The following is an 18,642-nucleotide window of genomic DNA, read 5'->3' on the forward strand; positions in this document are numbered from 1 at the left end:
TGCTTTCTAGGATAAAGGGAGCCTTTCTTATCGGCCGAGACACTTTCAGCCGATTTTTTCTTGCTTTCAAGTTGTAAAAAAGATATACTTTGACAATAAAATAATTTAACTTGCTTATAAAATAAAAAGGAGCCCCTAATGGAACACATTATTTATCAGCTTGAAGAGGATTTGGCAATCCTTACCTTAAATCGTCCTGAGGTCGCAAATGGCTTTCATATTCCCATGTGTGAGGAGATTTTAGAAGCACTGACTCTGGCAGAAAAGGATCCGGCTGTGCATTTTATCTTGATTAACGCCAATGGGAAAGTCTTCTCCGTTGGGGGAGATTTGGTAGAGATGAAGCGGGCAGTGGATGAGGATGATATTCCATCATTGACGAAAATCGCAGAATTGGTCAATACGATTTCTTATAAAATCAAGCAAATTGCTAAACCTGTCTTGATGGAGGTTGATGGGGCTGTTGCAGGTGCCGCAGCTAATATGGCTGTTGCCGCAGATTTCTGTCTGGCAACGGATAAGGCTAAATTTATTCAGGCCTTTGTTGGAGTTGGTTTGGCTCCAGATGCAGGAGGAATTCATCTCTTGAGCCGCAGTATTGGTGTGACGCGTGCTGCTCAATTAGCCATGACAGGAGAAGCTTTAACAGCAGACAAAGCTTTAGAGTGGGGGCTGGTTTACCGCGTCTGTGAAGCTGTTAAACTTGAAAAGACGAGAGAACAGCTTCTTAAAAAATTGAGACGAGGGTCAGCTAATTCTTATGCTGCTATCAAGAAGTTGGTTTGGGAGAGCCAATTCAAAGACTGGCAAGATTATGCTGCTTTAGAATTGAACCTACAGGAATCTTTGGCACAAACAGAAGATTTCAAAGAGGGAGTTCGGGCTCATTCGGAGAGAAGAAGACCGAAATTTACTGGAAAATAAGAAAATACTTGCACCATTCTTTGAAGTTTGATATAATTCTTTTGTCAAATGTTTTGATTGTGAAAGTTTTTTGAAAAGGAGGGAAAAGAGATTGGACTACCAACGAATTAATGAATATTTAACATCTATATTTAACAATGTCCTCGTTATCGAGGAAGTTAGCTTGAGGGGTAGTCGTTTCAAAGATATCTCCATCAAAGAAGTCCATACAATCGATGTAATTGGAAAATTCCCAGACGTGACGCCAAGTCAAGTGTCGAAAGAGTTGATGGTGACTCTTGGGACGGTTACGACGAGTTTGAATAATCTTGAACGCAAGGGTTACATTGAACGCATTCGCTCAGAGCAGGATCGTCGTGTGGTGCATCTGCATTTGACAAAGAAGGGTCGCTTGGTTCATAGACTTCATAAACGCTTCCATAAGGCTATGGTCGAAAATATTATTGACGGTATGAGCAAGGAGGAAACTGAAGTTATGAGCAAAGGTTTGACTAAACTTTATCAATTTTTGGAGGATTTGAAATAATGGCTTTTGCAAAACTAAGCCAGGTTGCTCATTATGTGCCAGAGCAAGTGGTTACAAATCATGATTTGGCTCAGATTATGGATACCAATGATGAGTGGATTTCAAGTCGGACGGGAATACGACAAAGGCATATTTCAAGAACAGAATCTACTAGTGATTTGGCTACAGAGGTTGCTAAGAAACTGATGGCAAAAGCTGGAATCACAGGGGAAGAGCTGGATTTTATCATCCTAGCTACCATTACTCCAGATTCGATGATGCCCTCTACAGCTACTCGTGTCCAAGCTAATATTGGTGCCAATAAGGCCTTTGCTTTTGACCTAACAGCTGCTTGTAGTGGATTTGTATTTGCTTTGTCAACTGCTGAAAAGTTTATCGCTTCTGGTCGCTTTCAAAAAGGTTTGGTGATTGGTAGTGAAACCCTCTCTAAGGCAGTCGATTGGTCAGATCGATCAACAGCTGTCTTGTTTGGAGATGGTGCTGGTGGCGTCTTGCTAGAAGCTAGCGAGCAAGAGAATTTCTTGGCTGAGAGTCTCAATAGTGATGGGAGTCGTAGTGAGTGTCTGACCTATGGACATTCAGGCTTGCATTCTCCATTTTCAGATCAAGAAAATGCAGATTCATTTTTGAAGATGGATGGGCGCGCAGTCTTTGATTTTGCTATTCGAGATGTAGCCAAGTCTATCAAACAGACTATTGACGAATCTCCTATAGAGGCGGCAGATTTGGATTATCTACTACTTCATCAGGCCAATGACCGTATCTTGGATAAGATGGCTAGAAAAATCGGTGTCGACCGAGCTAAACTTCCAGCCAATATGATGGAGTATGGTAATACCAGTGCAGCAAGTATCCCGATTTTACTTTCAGAGTGTGTAGAACAAGGTCTCATCCATTTAGATGGTAGCCAGACTGTTCTTTTATCAGGCTTCGGTGGAGGCTTGACCTGGGGCACGCTCATTCTTACAATTTAGGTAATCATGTGGTGAACACATTGTTATAAAAAAACTATTTATTTTAAAGGAGTCCTATCATGGCAGTATTTGAAAAAGTACAAGAAATTATCGTTGAAGAACTTGGAAAAGACGCATCAGAAGTAACACTTGAATCAACTTTTGATGATTTGGATGCAGATTCATTGGACTTGTTCCAAGTAATCTCAGAAATCGAAGATGCTTTTGATATCCAAATCGAAGCAGAAGATGACTTGAAAACAGTTGGTGACTTGGTTGCCTACGTTGAAGAGCAAACAAAATAAGCAGAATACAAATAGAAGGAGTAGGGAAACCCGCTCCCTCTTGTTTAGGCAATAGTTTGATTTTCAAATTATGGCAGTATCGAACTATTACGTAAGCAAGAAATGATGGAGGCACTATGAAAACGCGTATTACAGAATTATTGAACATTGATTATCCTATTTTCCAAGGAGGAATGGCCTGGGTTGCTGATGGTGATTTGGCAGGGGCTGTTTCCAAGGCTGGAGGACTAGGGATTATCGGTGGGGGAAATGCCCCTAAAGAAGTTGTCAAGGCTAATATTGATAAGATCAAATCATTGACGGATAAACCCTTTGGTGTCAACATCATGCTTTTATCTCCCTTTGTGGAAGATATTGTGGATCTCGTTATCGAGGAAGGTGTTAAAGTGGTTACAACAGGAGCAGGAAATCCTGGTAAATACATGGAACGCTTCCATGAAGCTGGTATTACAGTTATTCCTGTTGTACCTAGTGTTGCCCTAGCTAAACGCATGGAGAAAATTGGTGCGGATGCTGTTATTGCAGAAGGAATGGAAGCTGGGGGGCATATCGGTAAATTAACAACCATGACCTTGGTGCGCCAGGTAGCCGCAGCTGTATCTATTCCTGTTATTGCTGCAGGAGGGATTGCGGATGGTGAAGGTGCTGCAGCTGGCTTTATGCTAGGTGCAGAGGCTGTTCAGGTTGGAACGCGTTTTGTCGTTGCAAAAGAGTCTAATGCCCATCCAAATTATAAGGCGAAAATTTTAAAAGCTAGAGATATCGATACTACGATTTCAGCTCAACACTTTGGACATGCTGTTCGTGCGATTAAAAATCAATTGACTCGTGATTTTGAAAAAGCTGAGAAAGATGCCTTTAAACAGGAAAATCCTGATTTAGAAATCTTTGAACAAATGGGAGCAGGTGCCCTAGCCAAAGCAGTTGTTCACGGAGATGTGGATGGTGGATCAGTCATGGCAGGTCAAATTGCAGGGCTTGTTTCTAAAGAAGAAACAGCTGAAGAAATCCTAAAAGATTTGTACTATGGAGCAGCTAAGAAAATTCAAGAAGAAGCCTCTCGTTGGGCAGGAGTTGTAAGAAATGACTAAAACAGCCTTTTTATTTGCTGGCCAAGGTGCCCAGTATCTAGGGATGGGCCGTGATCTCTATGATCACTACCCTATTGTCAAAGAAACGATTGATCAAGCCAGTCAGGTTCTGGGTTATGATTTGCGTCATCTCATCGATACAGAAGCAGAAAAACTCAATCAGACCCGCTATACCCAACCAGCCATTCTAGCGACCTCAGTTGCTATTTACCGCTTATTGCAAGAGAAGGGCTATCAGCCTGATATGGTTGCTGGTTTGTCCCTTGGAGAATATTCTGCCTTGGTGGCCAGCGGTGCCTTGGAGTTTGAAGATGCGGTTGCCTTGGTAGCTAAGCGTGGAGCCTATATGGAAGAAGCGGCTCCTGCTGGTTCTGGCAAGATGGTGGCAGTTCTCAATACGCCAGTAGAGGTCATTGAGGAAGCCTGTCAAAAAGCTTCTGAACTTGGAGTGGTTACCCCAGCCAACTATAACACACCTGCACAAATCGTGATTGGTGGAGAAGTGGTTGCGGTTGACAGAGCTGTTGAACTCTTGCAGGAAGCTGGTGCCAAGCGCTTGATTCCTCTCAAGGTGTCAGGTCCCTTTCATACCGCTCTCCTTGAGCCTGCTAGCCAAAAACTAGCTGAAACTCTAGCTCAAGTAAGTTTTTCAGATTTTACTTGTCCCCTAGTTGGCAATACAGAAGCTACGGTCATGAAAAAAGAAGACATTGCTCCACTCTTGACGCGTCAGATCAAGGAACCGGTTCGTTTCTATGAGAGTATTGCAGTTATGCAAGAAGCAGGAGTAACCAACTTTATCGAGATTGGACCCGGGAAAGTTTTGTCAGGCTTTGTGAAAAAAATTGATAAAACGCTTAAACTAGCCAATGTTGAAGATCAGGCGAGCTTGGAAGCTCTTCTAGGAAACTAGTAATCCTTCTCCCATAAATACAAGAGGAAACAGGAGAAAAGAATGCAACTAAAAAATAAGAATATCTTTGTTACAGGTTCGAGTCGTGGAATTGGTCTTGCTATTGCCCACAAGTTTGCTCAAGCAGGAGCTAATATCGTATTAAACAGTCGTGGGACTATCTCTGAAGAATTGCTCGTTGAATTTGCAGACTACGGTGTCAAGATAGTTCCTATTTCAGGTGATGTGTCTGATTTTGCAGACGCTAAGCGTATGGTTGAGCAAGCTATTGCAGACCTGGGTTCAGTAGATGTTTTGGTTAACAATGCAGGGATTACCCAAGATACTCTGATGCTCAAGATGACAGAAGCAGATTTTGAGAAAGTGCTTAAGGTTAACCTGACTGGTGCCTTTAATATGACACAATCAGTCTTGAAACCGATGATGAAAGCCAGAGAAGGTGCTATCATTAATATGTCTAGTGTTGTTGGTTTGATGGGAAATATCGGTCAAGCTAATTATGCTGCTTCTAAGGCTGGTTTGATTGGTTTTACCAAGTCTGTAGCGCGTGAAGTGGCCAATCGCAATATCAGGGTTAATGCTATTGCACCTGGAATGATTGAATCCGATATGACAGCAGTCCTATCAGACAAGGTAAAAGATACCATGCTGGCGCAAATTCCTATGAAAGAATTTGGACAGGCAGAACAGGTTGCAGATTTGACAGTATTTTTAGCAGGCCAAGATTATCTAACTGGTCAAGTGGTTGCCATTGATGGTGGCCTCAGTATGTAGCAGAAGCTAGAGGTAAAAAAGATGAAACTAAATCGTGTAGTAGTAACAGGTTATGGAGTGACATCTCCAATCGGAAATACACCAGAAGAATTTTGGAATAGTTTGACAACTGGAAAAATCGGAATTGGTCCAATTACAAAATTTGATCACAGTGACTTTGATGTTCATAATGCAGCAGAAATCCAAGATTTTCCTTTTGATAAATACTTTGTAAAGAAAGATACCAACCGTTTTGATAACTATTCTTTGTATGCCTTGTATGCAGCCCAAGAAGCTGTCAACCACGCTAAGCTGGATGTAGAGGCTATTGACAAGGATCGTTTTGGTGTTATCGTTGCCTCTGGTATTGGTGGAATCAAGGAAATTGAAGATCAAGTGCTTCGTCTCAACGAAAAAGGACCAAAACGTGTGAAACCATTGACCCTTCCAAAAGCCTTGCCAAATATGGCTTCAGGAAATGTTGCCATGCGTTTTGGAGCAAACGGTGTTTGTAAATCCATCAATACTGCCTGCGCTTCATCAAATGATGCGATTGGGGATGCCTTCCGCTCAATCAAGTTTGGTTTCCAAGATGTTATGTTGGTAGGTGGTTCAGAAGCCTCTATCACACCTTTTGCTATCGCTGGTTTCCAAGCCCTAACAGCTCTCTCTACTACAGAAGACCCAAGTCGTGCTTCTATTCCATTCGATAAGGACCGCAATGGGTTTGTCATGGGTGAGGGTTCTGGGATGTTGGTTCTTGAAAGTCTTGAACACGCCGAAAAACGTGGCGCTACTATCCTGGCTGAAGTGGTTGGTTACGGTAATACTTGTGATGCCTATCATATGACTTCTCCACATCCAGAAGGTCAGGGAGCCATCAAGGCCATCAAACTAGCCTTGGAAGAAGCTGAGATTTCTCCAGAGCAAGTAGCCTATGTCAATGCTCACGGCACTTCAACTCCTGCTAATGAAAAAGGAGAAAGTGGTGCTATCGTAGCTGTTCTTGGTAAGGAAGTACCTGTGTCATCAACTAAGTCATTCACTGGCCATTTGCTGGGAGCTGCAGGTGCAGTAGAAGCTATCGTTACAATCGAAGCCATGCGTCATAACTTTGTACCAATGACAGCTGGAACAAGTGAAGTATCAGATTATATCGAAGCCAATGTCGTTTATGGACAAGGCTTGGAGCAAGAAATTCCATACGCTATTTCAAATACCTTTGGTTTTGGTGGTCACAATGCAGTTCTTGCTTTCAAACGTTGGGAGAATAAATAAGTATGAATTTAAATGATATTAAAGACTTGATGGCCCAATTTGACCAGTCAAGTTTGAGAGAATTTTCTTATAAAAATGGGACGGATGAGTTGCAGTTTAGCAAGAATGAAGCTAGACTTGTGCCTGAAGTTGCATCTCAAGTCGCTCCAGCGCCCGTTCTAGCAACACCAAGTCCAGTAGCTCCTTCATCTGCTTCAATAGAAACTGTAGTGGAAGAAGTTCCTGCTTCAGTTGAAGCAAGTGTGGCTGCTGAGGGAGATATTGTAGAGAGCCCACTTGTTGGGGTGGCTTACTTGTCTGCTGGTCCTGATAAACCTGCCTTCGTTACAGTTGGTGATAGTGTCAAAAAAGGTCAAACATTGGTCATTATCGAAGCCATGAAAGTCATGAATGAAATTCCTGCACCTAAGGATGGTGTGGTAACAGAAATTCTCATTTCTAACGAAGAAATGGTTGAGTTTGGTAAAGGATTGGTACGCATCAAATGATCGATATTCAAGGAATCAAAGAAGCTCTACCCCACCGCTATCCTATGCTTCTAGTGGATCGTGTCTTGGAAGTGAGCGAGGATACCATTGTTGCCATCAAAAATGTGACCATCAATGAGCCCTTCTTTAACGGCCATTTTCCTCAATACCCAGTTATGCCAGGTGTTCTGATCATGGAAGCATTGGCGCAAACAGCTGGTGTTTTGGAGTTGTCTAAACCTGAAAATAAAGGAAAACTGGTCTTTTACGCTGGTATGGACAAGGTTAAATTCAAGAAGCAAGTTGTACCAGGCGATCAATTGGTTATGACAGCGACTTTTGTAAAACGTCGTGGCACTATTGCCGTGGTTGAAGCAAAGGCTGAAGTGGATGGCAAGCTTGCAGCCAGTGGTACTCTTACCTTTGCAATAGGGAACTAAGGAGGTTCTCCATGTTTCGAAAAATTTTAATTGCCAATCGCGGTGAAATTGCGGTTCGTATTATTCGTGCGGCGCGTGAATTGGGGATTGCGACGGTAGCGGTCTATTCAACTGCCGATAAGGAAGCCCTTCATACGCTTTTAGCAGATGAGGCGGTTTGTATTGGCCCTGGTAAGGCAACGGAGTCTTATCTTAACATTAATGCGGTTCTATCAGCTGCAGTCTTGACAGAAGCAGAAGCCATTCACCCAGGTTTTGGATTTCTCAGTGAAAACTCCAAATTTGCAACTATGTGTGAAGAAGTGGGCATCAAATTTATCGGTCCATCTGCTCATGTTATGGATATGATGGGGGATAAAATCAATGCACGTGCTCAGATGATCAAAGCAGGTGTACCTGTCATTCCAGGTTCAGATGGAGAAGTGCATAACTCTGAGGAAGCCTTGATTGTTGCTGAAAAAATTGGCTATCCTGTGATGCTCAAGGCTTCAGCAGGTGGTGGTGGTAAAGGGATTCGTAAGGTTGAAAAACCAGAAGACCTCGTTTCAGCTTTTGAAACTGCCTCTAGTGAAGCCAAGGCCAATTATGGCAATGGTGCCATGTATATAGAACGGGTCATCTATCCAGCTCGTCACATCGAGGTTCAAATCCTAGGAGATGAACACGGAAATGTAATCCATTTGGGGGAACGGGATTGTTCTCTTCAACGGAATAACCAAAAGGTTTTGGAAGAAAGTCCTTCGATTGCAATCGGAAAAACGTTACGCAATGAAATTGGTGCTGCTGCTGTTCGAGCGGCAGAGTCTGTTGGCTATGAGAATGCAGGGACTATTGAGTTTCTGCTTGATGAAGCCAGTGGTAATTTCTATTTCATGGAAATGAACACCCGTGTTCAGGTGGAACATCCTGTAACAGAGTTTGTCTCAGGTGTGGATATCGTTAAGGAACAGATTCGCATTGCGGCAGGTCAGCCTCTGTCTGTTAAGCAAGAAGATATTGTCCTACGCGGCCATGCTATCGAGTGTCGTATCAATGCAGAAAATCCAGCCTTCAACTTTGCTCCAAGTCCAGGTAAGATTACTAATCTCTATCTTCCAAGTGGAGGAGTTGGCTTGCGCGTGGATTCAGCAGTTTATCCAGGCTATACTATCCCACCTTATTATGATAGTATGATTGCTAAAATCATCGTTCACGGCGAAAATCGTTTTGATGCCTTAATGAAAATGCAACGTGCCCTCTATGAACTAGAGATTGAAGGGGTGCAGACCAACGCCGATTTCCAGCTTGACCTCATTTCAGATCGCAATGTCATTGCTGGAGATTACGATACTTCCTTCTTGATGGAAACCTTCTTACCTAAATATCAAGAAAAAGAATAAAATGACCTCAAGAGTTTAAACCGAAAAGGGGAATCAATGGCTCTATTTAGTAAAAAAGATAAGTATATTCGAATTAATCCCAATCGTTCGGTTAGGGAAAAACCTCAAGCCAAGCCAGAGGTTCCAGATGAATTATTCTCCCAGTGTCCGAGCTGTAAGCATACCATCTACCAGAAGGATCTGGGAAGTGAGCGTATCTGTCCGCACTGTAGCTATACCTTTCGTATTTCTGCCCAAGAACGCTTGGCTTTGACGATTGATATGGGTACCTTCAAGGAATTGTTTACGGGGATTGAAAGCAAGGATCCCTTGCATTTCCCTGGTTATCAAAAGAAACTAGCAACTATGCGTGAAAAAACAGGTTTGGATGAAGCCGTTGTGACAGGAACTGCTCTTATTAAAGGTCAGACTGTGGCTCTTGGGATAATGGATTCTAACTTTATCATGGCTTCTATGGGTACGGTTGTAGGTGAAAAAATCACTCGTTTGTTTGAGTATGCGACTGTTGAAAAATTGCCAGTTGTTCTCTTTACAGCCTCTGGTGGTGCCCGTATGCAGGAAGGAATCATGAGTCTCATGCAGATGGCCAAGATTTCTGCGGCAGTTAAACGCCATTCAAATGCTGGTCTCTTTTACCTAACTATTTTGACAGATCCAACGACAGGTGGTGTGACAGCTTCTTTCGCTATGGAAGGCGATATCATTCTAGCTGAACCACAGAGCTTGGTTGGTTTTGCTGGACGTCGTGTCATTGAAAATACGGTTCGTGAAAGCTTGCCTGAGGATTTCCAAAAGGCAGAATTCCTATTGGAACATGGTTTTGTGGATGCTATTGTTAAAAGAAGAGATTTGCCAGATACGATTGCAAGCCTAGTCAGATTGCACGGAGGGAGTCCTAGATGAATATTGCAAAAATAGTCAGAGAAGCGCGTGAGCAGAGTCGCTTGACAACCTTGGACTTTGCGACAGGCATTTTTGATGACTTTATCCAATTACACGGTGACCGTTCTTTTCGTGACGATGGTGCAGTTGTTGGTGGTATTGGATGGCTTGGAGATCAAGCTGTAACAGTGGTTGGTATCCAAAAAGGCAAGAGCTTACAAGACAACCTCAAACGGAATTTTGGACAACCACATCCAGAAGGTTACCGCAAGGCCCTACGTTTGATGAAACAGGCTGAAAAATTTGGCCGTCCAGTTGTGACCTTTATCAATACAGCAGGTGCCTATCCTGGTGTCGGAGCGGAAGAACGTGGTCAAGGTGAAGCTATTGCTCGCAATCTCATGGAAATGAGTGACCTGAAAGTTCCTATTATCGCCATCATTATCGGTGAAGGTGGTTCAGGTGGGGCTTTGGCTCTAGCAGTCGCGGACCGTGTCTGGATGCTGGAAAATTCCATCTATGCCATTCTCAGTCCAGAAGGCTTTGCTTCCATTTTATGGAAGGACGGCACTCGTGCCATGGAAGCAGCAGAACTGATGAAAATCACCTCACATGAACTGTTAGAAATGGACGTGGTGGATAAGGTGATTTCTGAAGGAGGACTTTCTAGTAAAGAACTGATCAAGAGTGTCAAAAAAGAACTACAAGACGAGCTAGCCATGCTTTCACAAAAACCGCTAGAAGAGCTGTTGGAAGAGCGCTATCAACGGTTTAGAAAATACTAATTCTTCAATGGAATACACAAAAACTAGAGCTGATCATCAGTTCTAGTTTTTATGTATTCTTACTGAGTGTCGAAAACAAAAGATGTCTGGAAGACCAAACACCTTTTCGATTATTCATTTTCTTCTGTTACAAATTGACTAAGCAGTCCGTTGATAAAGCGGGCTGATTTTTGATCTGAAAAATTCTTGGCAAGTTCAATGGCTTCATTGACTGCTACCAGCTGAGGTGTATCAAATGAAGTGATTTCAAAGATACCCAAGCGTAGTAAGTTTTTTTCGACCAAGGTCAAGCGTTCAACTGTCCAGCCTGACTTGAGGTGCTGGTTGATTTGTTTATCCAACTCGTCTTTTTGAGCTTGAACACCAGAAACCAAGTTCAGAAGAAAGGCTGGAATTTGTACATCTTCATCTTCACGGTCATGTGTGTAGGCAAAGCGACAAGCTGTTTCCATGTCTGTGCCAAATTCAAGGCTCATAAGAGCTTGAAAAGCGCATTTACGAAGTTCGCGTCTAGATTCTAATAATGGACTAGTCATTGAGGAAGTCCTCGTTAAATAGATCTTTCAACTCAGGTTTTGGTGTTTTATCTGGAACGATTCCTGTAACATGGATATTGACAGCAGAAAGTTCCACATCAGCCATATCATGGACAGCATCTTTGACCGCTTTTTGAATAGCAAGAGCAACTTTTGGTACTTTCACACCGTACTCAAGATAGAGGTAGATGTCAGCAGTTAGTTCTTCGTTGCTTTCTTTTAAGTAGACGCCACGACCAAGAGAGAGTTTTGATAGAGTATCAGATACGGATTTGTTTGAAAATGAATGGACACCATCAACTTTAGCAGTTGCGATGGCAATGATTTTTTCAAGTACACGTGGAGCGATAACGATTTCGCCAAATTGTTCTTCAATTCCCATAGAATGACCTCTTTCTAGAGATTAGGCACGAGAAACGTAAGTTCCTTCTGCAGTGTTGATGATCAATTTTTGTCCAGCTTCGATGAAGTCGGGAACGTTGACAACAAGTCCAGTTTCCATAGTTGCTGGTTTACCAGAACCTGTAACAGTAGCACCTTTGATAGATGGTTGTGTTTCAGCAACTGTCAATTCAACAGTAGTTGGTACAGTTACACCGATTACTTCAGTTCCGTAGAATTGGATTTTCACATCAGAGTTTTCAAGGATGTAAAGCAATTCATTTTCAACATTTACGACTGGGATTTCGTATTGGTCGTAAGTTTCAGTGTTCATGAAGTAGGCAGTTTCATCCATTTTGTATAAGTATTGAGCTGGAACAGTTTCGATAATAGCTTGTTCGAATTTTTCTTCTGGACGGTAGCTTGTATCAAAAGTAGAACCAGTACGGACATCACGTAATTTCATACGCATGATTGTATTCCCTTTACCTGGTTTGTGGTGGCTAGCTTCCAAAACACGGATCAATTTTCCGTCTGCAGTTTCAAATGTCATACCAGCTTTCAATTTGCTTGCTTCAATCATGTTTTTACCTCTTTAATAAATATTATTACTCTTCATTTTACCATAAAATCTTCTGGAAATAAAGCCAAAATAGTTATTGGGATTTGGTAGGGGAGAAAAAACCAACCTCAGGGCTGGTTTCTTTTACATATTAATCTTCTTTTAACTTAGCCAATTCTTGGGCAAGTAGTTTAAGGGCGACTTGTGGGTTGGCTTGGCCTTTGGTTGCTTTCATAAGAAAGCCTGTAAAGGCCTTATCTGCGTTGCGTTTGCCTGACTTGAAGTCGGCAACAGCAGCTTCGTTATCGGCAAAGACTTGGTGGATAATTGGAATCAAGACATCTGGATCTGAGATTTGAACCATGCCAGCTTTTTCCACGTATTCACGAGCGCCACCACCATTTTTAGCTAGGTGGACAAAGACTTTCTTAGCAATCTTAGAAGAGATAGTGCCGTCTTCGATGATGGCAATCATTTCAACCAAGTTTTCTGGTGTCAATTCGATTTGTTCCAGTGTCTTGCCTTCAGCGTTCAAGAACTGAGCAACCTCACCTTGGAGCCAGTTAGAGACTTGTTTAGCATCGCCACCGAGGGCAACAGCTTTTTCAAAGAAATCAGAAGTGACCTTGTTTGCAGTCAACTGGTTAGCATCGTAGTCTGACAAGCCAAGATCAGCCACGTAACGCGCACGGCGTTCTTTTGGAAACTCTGGCAATTCAGAACGCATTTCCTCAATCCACTTATCAGAGATTTCAAAAAGAGGTAGGTCTGGTTCTGGGAAGTAGCGGTAGTCAGCAGCACCTTCCTTAACACGCATGAGGATAGTTGCTTTGTTAGCTTCATCGTAACGGCGTGTTTCTTGGCGAATTTGACCACCTGAGCGTAGAATTTCAGCTTGACGTTGGACTTCGTATTCAAGACCCTTGCGAACGTTTGAGAAGGAATTCAAGTTTTTCAACTCAGTCTTGGTACCGAATTTCTCTTGACCATAAGGACGAAGGGAGATGTTAGCATCCACACGCATAGAACCTTCTTCCATCTTGACGTCAGAAATACCAGCGTACTGGATGACTTCCTTGAGGGCAGTTAGGTAAGCATAGGCTTCTTCTGGAGAACGCATGTCAGCTTCAGATACAATCTCAATCAATGGCACCCCTTGGCGGTTGAGGTCTACATAAGAGTAGCCGTCTGTACCGTGGGTGTTTTTACCAGCGTCTTCCTCTAGGTGGGCACGCTCGATACCGATTTTCTTGGTCGTACCGTCTTCTAGCTCAACTTCAATCCATCCATTGTAACCAATTGGCTCATCAAATTGAGAAATTTGGTAGGCTTTGGGATTATCAGGATAGAAGTAGTTCTTGCGGTCAAAGTGCATCTTTTTATGGATGTCCATATTGAGGGCAAGAGCAGCCTTGATACCGGCATCAATAACACCTTTATTGAGAACTGGCAGAACTCCTGGGAAAGACCAGTCAATCACGTTAGTGTTGGCATTTTGCTCATTTCCAAAGTGGGCAGAAGTAGGTGAGAAGATTTTTGAATTGGTGTTGAGCTCTACGTGGACTTCAAGTCCAATGACTGTTTCAAAGTTCATTAATTGTCACCTCCAAAAATCACGGGTTGTTGTTTATGGTAGTCTGTTGTTGCTTCAAAAGCAGCAGCAGCTTGGTAAATGGTTTCCTCAGAATACTTAGGACCAATCAATTGGAGTCCGACAGGTAGACCTTGAGAGAATCCAGCAGGTATCGAAATTCCTGGTAGACCAGCTAAGTTGACTGGGATGGTCAAGAGGTCAGCCAAGTACATGGCAACTGGGTCGTGGTTGAGTGAGTCCAAGTCATAAGCAACACTTGGAGCAGTTGGACCCAAAATCAAGTCATAATCCGCAAAGACTTTTTCGAAATCTTGAATGATGAGGGTACGGACTTGTCCAGCTTTCTTGTAGTAAGCATCATAGTAACCTGATGAAAGGCTGAAAGTACCCAGCATGATACGGCGTTTCACTTCTTCACCGAAACCTTGGCTACGGCTGTTTACATAGATTTCATCAAGGTTGGTCGCATCCTCTGCGCGGTAGCCGTAACGGATACCGTCAAAGCGTTGCAAGTTTGAGGAAGCTTCAGATGAAGCGATGATGTAGTAAACGGCAACACCGTACTTAGAGTGAGGAAGGCTGACTTCTTCGACGATAGCGCCCAATTTTTCAAAGTGTTTGGCTGCATTTAGAATGGTTTCCTTAACCTCTGGGTCAATCCCTTCACCGAGATATTCTTTAGGCAAAGCAATTTTCATGCCCTTGATGTCTTGACCGATTTTTGAAGTAAAGTCATCGATGCGGACAGGAGCAGAAGTAGAGTCTTTAGCATCTTCGCTAGCAATAGCGTTGAGTAAGAGGGCGTTTTCCTTAACAGTAGGAGCAAAAGGTCCAATCTGGTCTAGCGAACTACCGAAGGCAATGAGACCGAAACGAGAAATAGTTCCGTAGGTTGGTTTGAGCCCAACGATTCCGTTGAAGGCAGCAGGTTGGCGGATAGAACCACCAGTATCAGAACCAAGTGATAAGCGAACTTGTCCTGCGGCTACAGCTGCGGCAGAACCACTTGAAGAACCACCAGGAACCTTGGTCTGGTCCCAAGCATTTTTAGTGGCACCATAGTGTGAAGTTTCACCTGATCCACCCATGGCAAACTCGTCCATGTTAGTCTTTCCGACGACAATCATGCCCTTGGCTTTTGCATTGGTAACAGCAGTCGCATCAAAGATTGGCTCATAGTTGTAGAGCATTTTTGAGGCTGCAGTTGTGAGAATACCGTCTGTAGAGATATTATCCTTAACGGCCAGTGGAATTCCTGAAAGGACATTATCAGCGTCAATTCCAGCTTCATCAATGGCTTTGGCTTGAGCAAGAGCTTGGTCTTCAGCGATGGTAACAAAAGCGTTGATAGCTGTCTCGCGAGACTTGATATCTTCTAGCGTTGCTTGTGTCAATTCAGTTGCTGAAATTTCCTTAGAAACAAGGAGATTGTGCAACTCTTCAATTGTTTTATTGTTGAAAGTCATTAGGCATCTCCTCCATCGTCTAGGATAGCTGGTACCTTGATATAGTAGTTGTCTTTTTCAGGTACGTTTTTAAACAAGCGATCGCGGTCTGTTCCTTCTTCGGCCACATCAGGGCGGAGTACGGTCTTACGGTCAGCCATAGTTGTAGTAGGTGCGACACCAGTTGTGTCAACTTCGCCCAGCAATTCAACCATGTCAACAATCTTAGACAAGGTAGTCGCAAAGGCAGCAGTTTCTTCTTCAGAGAATCTTAATTTTGAAAGATTGGCAACGTGTGTTACCTCTTCTTGCGTAATTTTCATCTTGCATCCTTTCGTGAAATGATGATTTTTAGTCTGTTCTATTTTACCATATTTTCCTATAAATAAGGGAGGTAAAGCTGAAAAAGACATCTGGTAAGTCAAGAAATAGTTTTTTAAATAGACAAAAAAATAGCCGTCCTAACTTTGGCGAGTTAACGAGCTATTTTTAGTTATGTAATTACAGCCACCGTCTTAAATGGCTCTGTGGGGTGTTGTTGACGCAACACCTTTTTCTATATTCATTATAACATTTATTTTAAAAATTACAAGGGGAGTAGGATGGTTAGTACCTAAGTGGGGCAATGCTTGAATAGTAGGCATTAAAATTGCTAGATAGTTTTTGTTTGTTGTTGATTAGCAAACTAAGATTCTTTGGTTTTAATATGCACTCTTTTGGTATTTATTCCATAAAGCCTGAAGTTCAACTGCATTTTCTAAGACATATTGCCTTATCATTTTTAGGTCTTTTGCTTTTGCTTTACCATCTCTCAGTTCACCGTTCAGAAACATTGAACCCACTTCTTCTCCGTGGATATAAAAGTGAATATGCGCTTTTTGACCTTTATGGTTATGTTCGTTAGGACGAATTTCAATACCATACTTTAAGAAAGAATATTTAGGCATGTAGTAATCCCACGTAGTCCTTCCATGTTTCAAGGTAGTTATCGCGATTTAACTCAATTTGCTTTTGAGCAAAACGAATATCATAGTCTGCCAAGTCCAAATTTTCCAATACTTCTCCAGTTAGAATACTAAAGGTTCCGATTAATTCATCGTCATCATACATACGCAAAATAGGGTTGCTTGGATTCTTGTAAATATCATCTTTCGTCACTTCTAAATTGGTTATACCAAATTCTTTGAACATGATTACATCTCCTTTTTGTTTTATTATATCATTTTTGCTAGGATTGTCACGGTTTTCGATCTATTTGACTACAAGGAATAGCTTTTATTCAAGTATAGTCTAACATAAAATAGAAATTGAAAAAAATGCTAAAATCCGATATAATGAAGTGTTGAAAGGAATGGTAAAATCCAATGTAGAAATCATTCTTAGCTATTGAAACAAGAAAAATAGAGAATCAAAGAAAGAGAACTTATGAATATTCAAGAAGAAATTAAGAAACGTCGTACCTTTGCCATCATCTCCCACCCTGACGCGGGGAAAACAACCATCACTGAGCAATTGCTCTACTTTGGGGGCGAGATTCGTGAGGCTGGTACGGTAAAAGGGAAGAAAACAGGGACTTTTGCCAAGTCTGACTGGATGGATATCGAGAAACAACGTGGGATTTCGGTGACTTCATCTGTGATGCAATTTGACTACGATGGCAAGCGCGTCAACATCCTCGACACGCCAGGACACGAGGACTTCTCAGAAGATACCTATCGTACCTTGATGGCGGTGGATGCTGCAGTCATGGTCGTGGACTCTGCTAAGGGTATCGAGGCTCAGACTAAGAAATTATTTGAGGTTGTGAAACATCGTGGCATTCCAGTCTTTACCTTTATGAACAAGCTAGACCGTGATGGACGTGAGCCACTGGACCTCTTACAAGAATTGGAAGAAGTCTTGGGCATTGCTAGCTACCCTATGAACTGGCCAATCGGGATGGGGAAAGCCTTTGAAGGCTTGTATGACCTCTATAACCAACGCTTGGAGCTCTACAAAGGGGATGAACGTTTTGCCAGTCTAGAAGATGGGGACAAGCTTTTTGGTAGCAATCCTTTCTACGAGCAAGTTAAGGATGATATTGAACTTTTAAATGAAGCTGGAAATGAATTCTCAGAGGAAGCTATTCTGGCTGGAGAATTGACACCTGTCTTCTTCGGTTCAGCTTTGACAAACTTTGGTGTGCAGACCTTCCTTGAGACTTTCCTCAAATTTGCTCCAGAACCACATGGTCACAAGAAAACAGACGGAGAAATTGTGGATCCTCATGATAAGGATTTCTCAGGATTTGTCTTTAAAATCCAAGCCAACATGGACCCTCGTCACCGTGACCGTATCGCCTTTGTCCGTATCGTATCAGGTGAATTTGAGCGTGGCATGAGTGTCAACCTTCCTCGTACTGGTAAGGGGGCTAAACTGTCGAATGTCACTCAGTTTATGGCTGAAAGTCGTGAGAATGTGACCAATGCCGTGGCAGGTGATATTATCGGGGTTTACGATACCGGTACTTATCAGGTTGGGGATACCTTGACAGTTGGGAAAAACAAATTTGAATTTGAACCACTGCCAACCTTTACCCCTGAAATTTTCATGAAAGTTTCTGCTAAGAATGTCATGAAGCAGAAATCCTTCCACAAGGGGATTGAGCAATTGGTGCAAGAAGGTGCTGTTCAGCTTTATAAGAATTACCAAACAGGTGAATACATGCTGGGAGCTGTTGGTCAACTCCAGTTTGAAGTCTTTAAACACCGTATGGAAGGCGAGTACAATGCTGAAGTGGTTATGAGCCCAATGGGTAAAAAGACCGTTCGTTGGATCAAGCCTGAGGACTTGGATGAACGGATGTCATCAAGCCGCAATATCTTGGCCAAAGACCGCTTTGACCAACCAGTCTTCCTCTTTGAAAATGACTTTGCCCTCCGCTGGTTTGCAGATAAGTATCCAGACGTAGAGTTGGAAGAGAAGATGTGACTCAGTGTCGTAATCTAATAATCGGTAACCGATATGGCGGTTTACCTAAACGCTTCACTAGGAAAAATCCACGAATATTATCGATTCGTGGATTTTTCCGTCGTAACTACGTTTAGCAAATGAAATCGATTTGCCAAACTTGGTGTCGTAGTGTAACAATCGGTAAGTGATATGTCATTTGAGCTATCCCTCATTATTAGAATAAGTTCATGAATGTTATTGTTCGTGGGCTTTTTCATTGGAATTTTAGATAGTTAGAGTGGCTGTCTTTCTTACTAAAACTTGGTAAAATAATGTTCTTCTCAACTTTCAATGGTAGTTCAGCAAAGTTTTTTTATAAGATAAGAATTTCAGTAACTAAGGAGACTAATCAAAAAATTAAGTTTGGAATAGGATGTATCATTTAAACTCAATGAAAATCAAAGAGCAAACTAGGAAACTAGCCGCAGGTTGCTCAA

Annotated in this window: 22 protein-coding genes; 14 read left to right on the forward strand and 8 right to left on the reverse strand. The window is 42.4% G+C overall.

The window, feature by feature from the left end; genetic code table 11:
• Nucleotides 1-138 precede the first annotated feature (138 nt).
• The 13 genes from HT718_RS08605 to HT718_RS08665 all read left to right on the forward strand — a co-directional run bounded on the left by HT718_RS08605 (nt 139) and on the right by HT718_RS08665 (nt 10,696).
• Nucleotides 139-924: an enoyl-CoA hydratase gene (locus HT718_RS08605; RefSeq protein WP_049532132.1), complete on the forward strand. Its 786-nt coding sequence runs from the start codon at nt 139-141 to the stop codon at nt 922-924.
• Nucleotides 925-1,015: 91 nt separating this feature from the next.
• A complete protein-coding gene (locus HT718_RS08610; RefSeq protein WP_000386358.1) occupies nt 1,016-1,450 on the forward strand; it encodes a MarR family transcriptional regulator in 435 nt (144 codons plus the stop codon).
• Nucleotides 1,450-2,424 carry a beta-ketoacyl-ACP synthase III gene (locus tag HT718_RS08615; RefSeq protein ID WP_049532131.1) on the forward strand — a complete coding sequence of 325 codons (975 nt, stop codon included), beginning with the start codon at nt 1,450-1,452 and terminating at the stop codon, nt 2,422-2,424. Before HT718_RS08610 ends, HT718_RS08615 begins: the two co-directional genes overlap by 1 nt.
• Before the next feature lie 59 nt (nt 2,425-2,483).
• Nucleotides 2,484-2,708, forward strand: a complete 225-nt coding sequence (locus HT718_RS08620; RefSeq protein ID WP_000257838.1) for an acyl carrier protein — start codon at nt 2,484-2,486, stop codon at nt 2,706-2,708.
• Nucleotides 2,709-2,824: 116 nt separating this feature from the next.
• Entirely contained in the window at nt 2,825-3,799 is a 975-nt protein-coding gene (gene fabK / locus HT718_RS08625; RefSeq protein WP_000857439.1) for an enoyl-[acyl-carrier-protein] reductase FabK, read from the forward strand.
• Nucleotides 3,792-4,712, forward strand: coding sequence for an ACP S-malonyltransferase (gene fabD / locus HT718_RS08630; RefSeq protein WP_173268206.1), 921 nt, complete (start codon nt 3,792-3,794; stop codon nt 4,710-4,712). The genes fabK and fabD overlap by 8 nt, the downstream gene beginning before the upstream one ends.
• A gap of 42 nt (nt 4,713-4,754) precedes the next feature.
• Nucleotides 4,755-5,486: a 3-oxoacyl-[acyl-carrier-protein] reductase gene (gene fabG, locus HT718_RS08635; RefSeq protein ID WP_173268207.1), complete on the forward strand. Its 732-nt coding sequence runs from the start codon at nt 4,755-4,757 to the stop codon at nt 5,484-5,486.
• 21 nt (nt 5,487-5,507) lie between these two features.
• Nucleotides 5,508-6,743 (forward strand): beta-ketoacyl-ACP synthase II, encoded by a 1,236-nt coding sequence (fabF, locus tag HT718_RS08640; RefSeq protein WP_173268208.1) that lies wholly within the window; start codon nt 5,508-5,510, stop codon nt 6,741-6,743.
• Nucleotides 6,744-6,745: 2 nt separating this feature from the next.
• Nucleotides 6,746-7,231, forward strand: coding sequence for an acetyl-CoA carboxylase biotin carboxyl carrier protein (gene accB / locus HT718_RS08645; protein ID WP_001052227.1), 486 nt, complete (start codon nt 6,746-6,748; stop codon nt 7,229-7,231).
• Nucleotides 7,228-7,650 carry a 3-hydroxyacyl-ACP dehydratase FabZ gene (fabZ, locus tag HT718_RS08650; protein WP_000565515.1) on the forward strand — a complete coding sequence of 141 codons (423 nt, stop codon included), beginning with the start codon at nt 7,228-7,230 and terminating at the stop codon, nt 7,648-7,650. Before accB ends, fabZ begins: the two co-directional genes overlap by 4 nt.
• Nucleotides 7,651-7,661: 11 nt before the next feature.
• Entirely contained in the window at nt 7,662-9,029 is a 1,368-nt protein-coding gene (locus HT718_RS08655; protein WP_173268209.1) for an acetyl-CoA carboxylase biotin carboxylase subunit, read from the forward strand.
• Nucleotides 9,030-9,065: 36 nt separating this feature from the next.
• Nucleotides 9,066-9,932, forward strand: coding sequence for an acetyl-CoA carboxylase, carboxyltransferase subunit beta (gene accD / locus HT718_RS08660; RefSeq protein WP_173268210.1), 867 nt, complete (start codon nt 9,066-9,068; stop codon nt 9,930-9,932).
• Nucleotides 9,929-10,696, forward strand: a complete 768-nt coding sequence (locus tag HT718_RS08665; protein ID WP_173268211.1) for an acetyl-CoA carboxylase carboxyl transferase subunit alpha — start codon at nt 9,929-9,931, stop codon at nt 10,694-10,696. The genes accD and HT718_RS08665 overlap by 4 nt, the downstream gene beginning before the upstream one ends.
• Nucleotides 10,697-10,806: 110 nt before the next feature.
• Here the strand turns inward: HT718_RS08665 and nusB are convergent, their stop codons facing one another.
• The 8 genes from nusB to HT718_RS08705 all read right to left on the reverse strand — a co-directional run bounded on the left by nusB (nt 10,807) and on the right by HT718_RS08705 (nt 16,405).
• Nucleotides 10,807-11,232, reverse strand: a complete 426-nt coding sequence (gene nusB / locus HT718_RS08670) for a transcription antitermination factor NusB (RefSeq protein WP_000203642.1) — start codon at nt 11,230-11,232, stop codon at nt 10,807-10,809.
• On the reverse strand, nt 11,225-11,614 hold the full coding sequence (locus HT718_RS08675; RefSeq protein WP_023938546.1) for an Asp23/Gls24 family envelope stress response protein: 390 nt from the start codon (nt 11,612-11,614) through the stop codon (nt 11,225-11,227). The genes nusB and HT718_RS08675 overlap by 8 nt, the downstream gene beginning before the upstream one ends.
• A gap of 21 nt (nt 11,615-11,635) precedes the next feature.
• Complete coding sequence (gene efp, locus HT718_RS08680) at nt 11,636-12,196, reverse strand: elongation factor P (RefSeq protein ID WP_000568643.1); 561 nt, start codon at nt 12,194-12,196, stop codon at nt 11,636-11,638.
• 130 nt (nt 12,197-12,326) lie between these two features.
• Nucleotides 12,327-13,769 carry an Asp-tRNA(Asn)/Glu-tRNA(Gln) amidotransferase subunit GatB gene (gatB, locus tag HT718_RS08685; protein ID WP_173268212.1) on the reverse strand — a complete coding sequence of 481 codons (1,443 nt, stop codon included), beginning with the start codon at nt 13,767-13,769 and terminating at the stop codon, nt 12,327-12,329.
• Complete coding sequence (gene gatA, locus HT718_RS08690) at nt 13,769-15,235, reverse strand: Asp-tRNA(Asn)/Glu-tRNA(Gln) amidotransferase subunit GatA (RefSeq protein WP_173268213.1); 1,467 nt, start codon at nt 15,233-15,235, stop codon at nt 13,769-13,771. The genes gatB and gatA overlap by 1 nt, the downstream gene beginning before the upstream one ends.
• The gene (gatC, locus tag HT718_RS08695) at nt 15,235-15,537 is read right to left on the reverse strand and encodes an Asp-tRNA(Asn)/Glu-tRNA(Gln) amidotransferase subunit GatC (RefSeq protein ID WP_000705419.1); all 303 of its coding nucleotides are present in this window, start codon (nt 15,535-15,537) and stop codon (nt 15,235-15,237) included. The genes gatA and gatC overlap by 1 nt, the downstream gene beginning before the upstream one ends.
• Before the next feature lie 378 nt (nt 15,538-15,915).
• On the reverse strand, nt 15,916-16,161 hold the full coding sequence (locus tag HT718_RS08700; RefSeq protein ID WP_049535336.1) for a DUF4160 domain-containing protein: 246 nt from the start codon (nt 16,159-16,161) through the stop codon (nt 15,916-15,918).
• A complete protein-coding gene (locus tag HT718_RS08705; protein WP_049538800.1) occupies nt 16,154-16,405 on the reverse strand; it encodes a hypothetical protein in 252 nt (83 codons plus the stop codon). The genes HT718_RS08700 and HT718_RS08705 overlap by 8 nt, the downstream gene beginning before the upstream one ends.
• Before the next feature lie 234 nt (nt 16,406-16,639).
• On the opposite strand from HT718_RS08705, the gene HT718_RS08710 reads away from it, so the two are divergent.
• The gene (locus HT718_RS08710; protein ID WP_042901442.1) at nt 16,640-18,184 is read left to right on the forward strand and encodes a peptide chain release factor 3; all 1,545 of its coding nucleotides are present in this window, start codon (nt 16,640-16,642) and stop codon (nt 18,182-18,184) included.
• Nucleotides 18,185-18,642: the final 458 nt, after the last annotated feature.

This window comes from Streptococcus sp. 714 (genome assembly GCF_013277115.1).
In the GTDB taxonomy this organism is placed as follows: domain Bacteria; phylum Bacillota; class Bacilli; order Lactobacillales; family Streptococcaceae; genus Streptococcus.

Bases quoted from the DNA above. Each gene is read 5' to 3' on its own strand.
- HT718_RS08620 (WP_000257838.1), top strand. From the start codon at position 2,484: ATGGCAGTATTTGAAAAAGTACAAGAAATTATCGTTGAAGAACTTGGA.
- fabK (WP_000857439.1), top strand. From the start codon at position 2,825: ATGAAAACGCGTATTACAGAATTATTGAACATTGATTATCCTATTTTC.
- accD (WP_173268210.1), top strand. From the start codon at position 9,066: ATGGCTCTATTTAGTAAAAAAGATAAGTATATTCGAATTAATCCCAAT.
- fabF (WP_173268208.1), top strand. From the start codon at position 5,508: ATGAAACTAAATCGTGTAGTAGTAACAGGTTATGGAGTGACATCTCCA.
- HT718_RS08655 (WP_173268209.1), top strand. From the start codon at position 7,662: ATGTTTCGAAAAATTTTAATTGCCAATCGCGGTGAAATTGCGGTTCGT.
- gatB (WP_173268212.1), bottom strand. From the start codon at position 13,769: ATGAACTTTGAAACAGTCATTGGACTTGAAGTCCACGTAGAGCTCAAC.
- fabZ (WP_000565515.1), top strand. From the start codon at position 7,228: ATGATCGATATTCAAGGAATCAAAGAAGCTCTACCCCACCGCTATCCT.
- gatA (WP_173268213.1), bottom strand. From the start codon at position 15,235: ATGACTTTCAACAATAAAACAATTGAAGAGTTGCACAATCTCCTTGTT.
- HT718_RS08615 (WP_049532131.1), top strand. From the start codon at position 1,450: ATGGCTTTTGCAAAACTAAGCCAGGTTGCTCATTATGTGCCAGAGCAA.
- HT718_RS08665 (WP_173268211.1), top strand. From the start codon at position 9,929: ATGAATATTGCAAAAATAGTCAGAGAAGCGCGTGAGCAGAGTCGCTTG.
- HT718_RS08705 (WP_049538800.1), bottom strand. From the start codon at position 16,405: ATGTTCAAAGAATTTGGTATAACCAATTTAGAAGTGACGAAAGATGAT.
- HT718_RS08605 (WP_049532132.1), top strand. From the start codon at position 139: ATGGAACACATTATTTATCAGCTTGAAGAGGATTTGGCAATCCTTACC.
- fabD (WP_173268206.1), top strand. From the start codon at position 3,792: ATGACTAAAACAGCCTTTTTATTTGCTGGCCAAGGTGCCCAGTATCTA.
- HT718_RS08710 (WP_042901442.1), top strand. From the start codon at position 16,640: ATGAATATTCAAGAAGAAATTAAGAAACGTCGTACCTTTGCCATCATC.
- nusB (WP_000203642.1), bottom strand. From the start codon at position 11,232: ATGACTAGTCCATTATTAGAATCTAGACGCGAACTTCGTAAATGCGCT.
- efp (WP_000568643.1), bottom strand. From the start codon at position 12,196: ATGATTGAAGCAAGCAAATTGAAAGCTGGTATGACATTTGAAACTGCA.
- gatC (WP_000705419.1), bottom strand. From the start codon at position 15,537: ATGAAAATTACGCAAGAAGAGGTAACACACGTTGCCAATCTTTCAAAA.
- HT718_RS08675 (WP_023938546.1), bottom strand. From the start codon at position 11,614: ATGGGAATTGAAGAACAATTTGGCGAAATCGTTATCGCTCCACGTGTA.
- HT718_RS08700 (WP_049535336.1), bottom strand. From the start codon at position 16,161: ATGCCTAAATATTCTTTCTTAAAGTATGGTATTGAAATTCGTCCTAAC.
- fabG (WP_173268207.1), top strand. From the start codon at position 4,755: ATGCAACTAAAAAATAAGAATATCTTTGTTACAGGTTCGAGTCGTGGA.
- accB (WP_001052227.1), top strand. From the start codon at position 6,746: ATGAATTTAAATGATATTAAAGACTTGATGGCCCAATTTGACCAGTCA.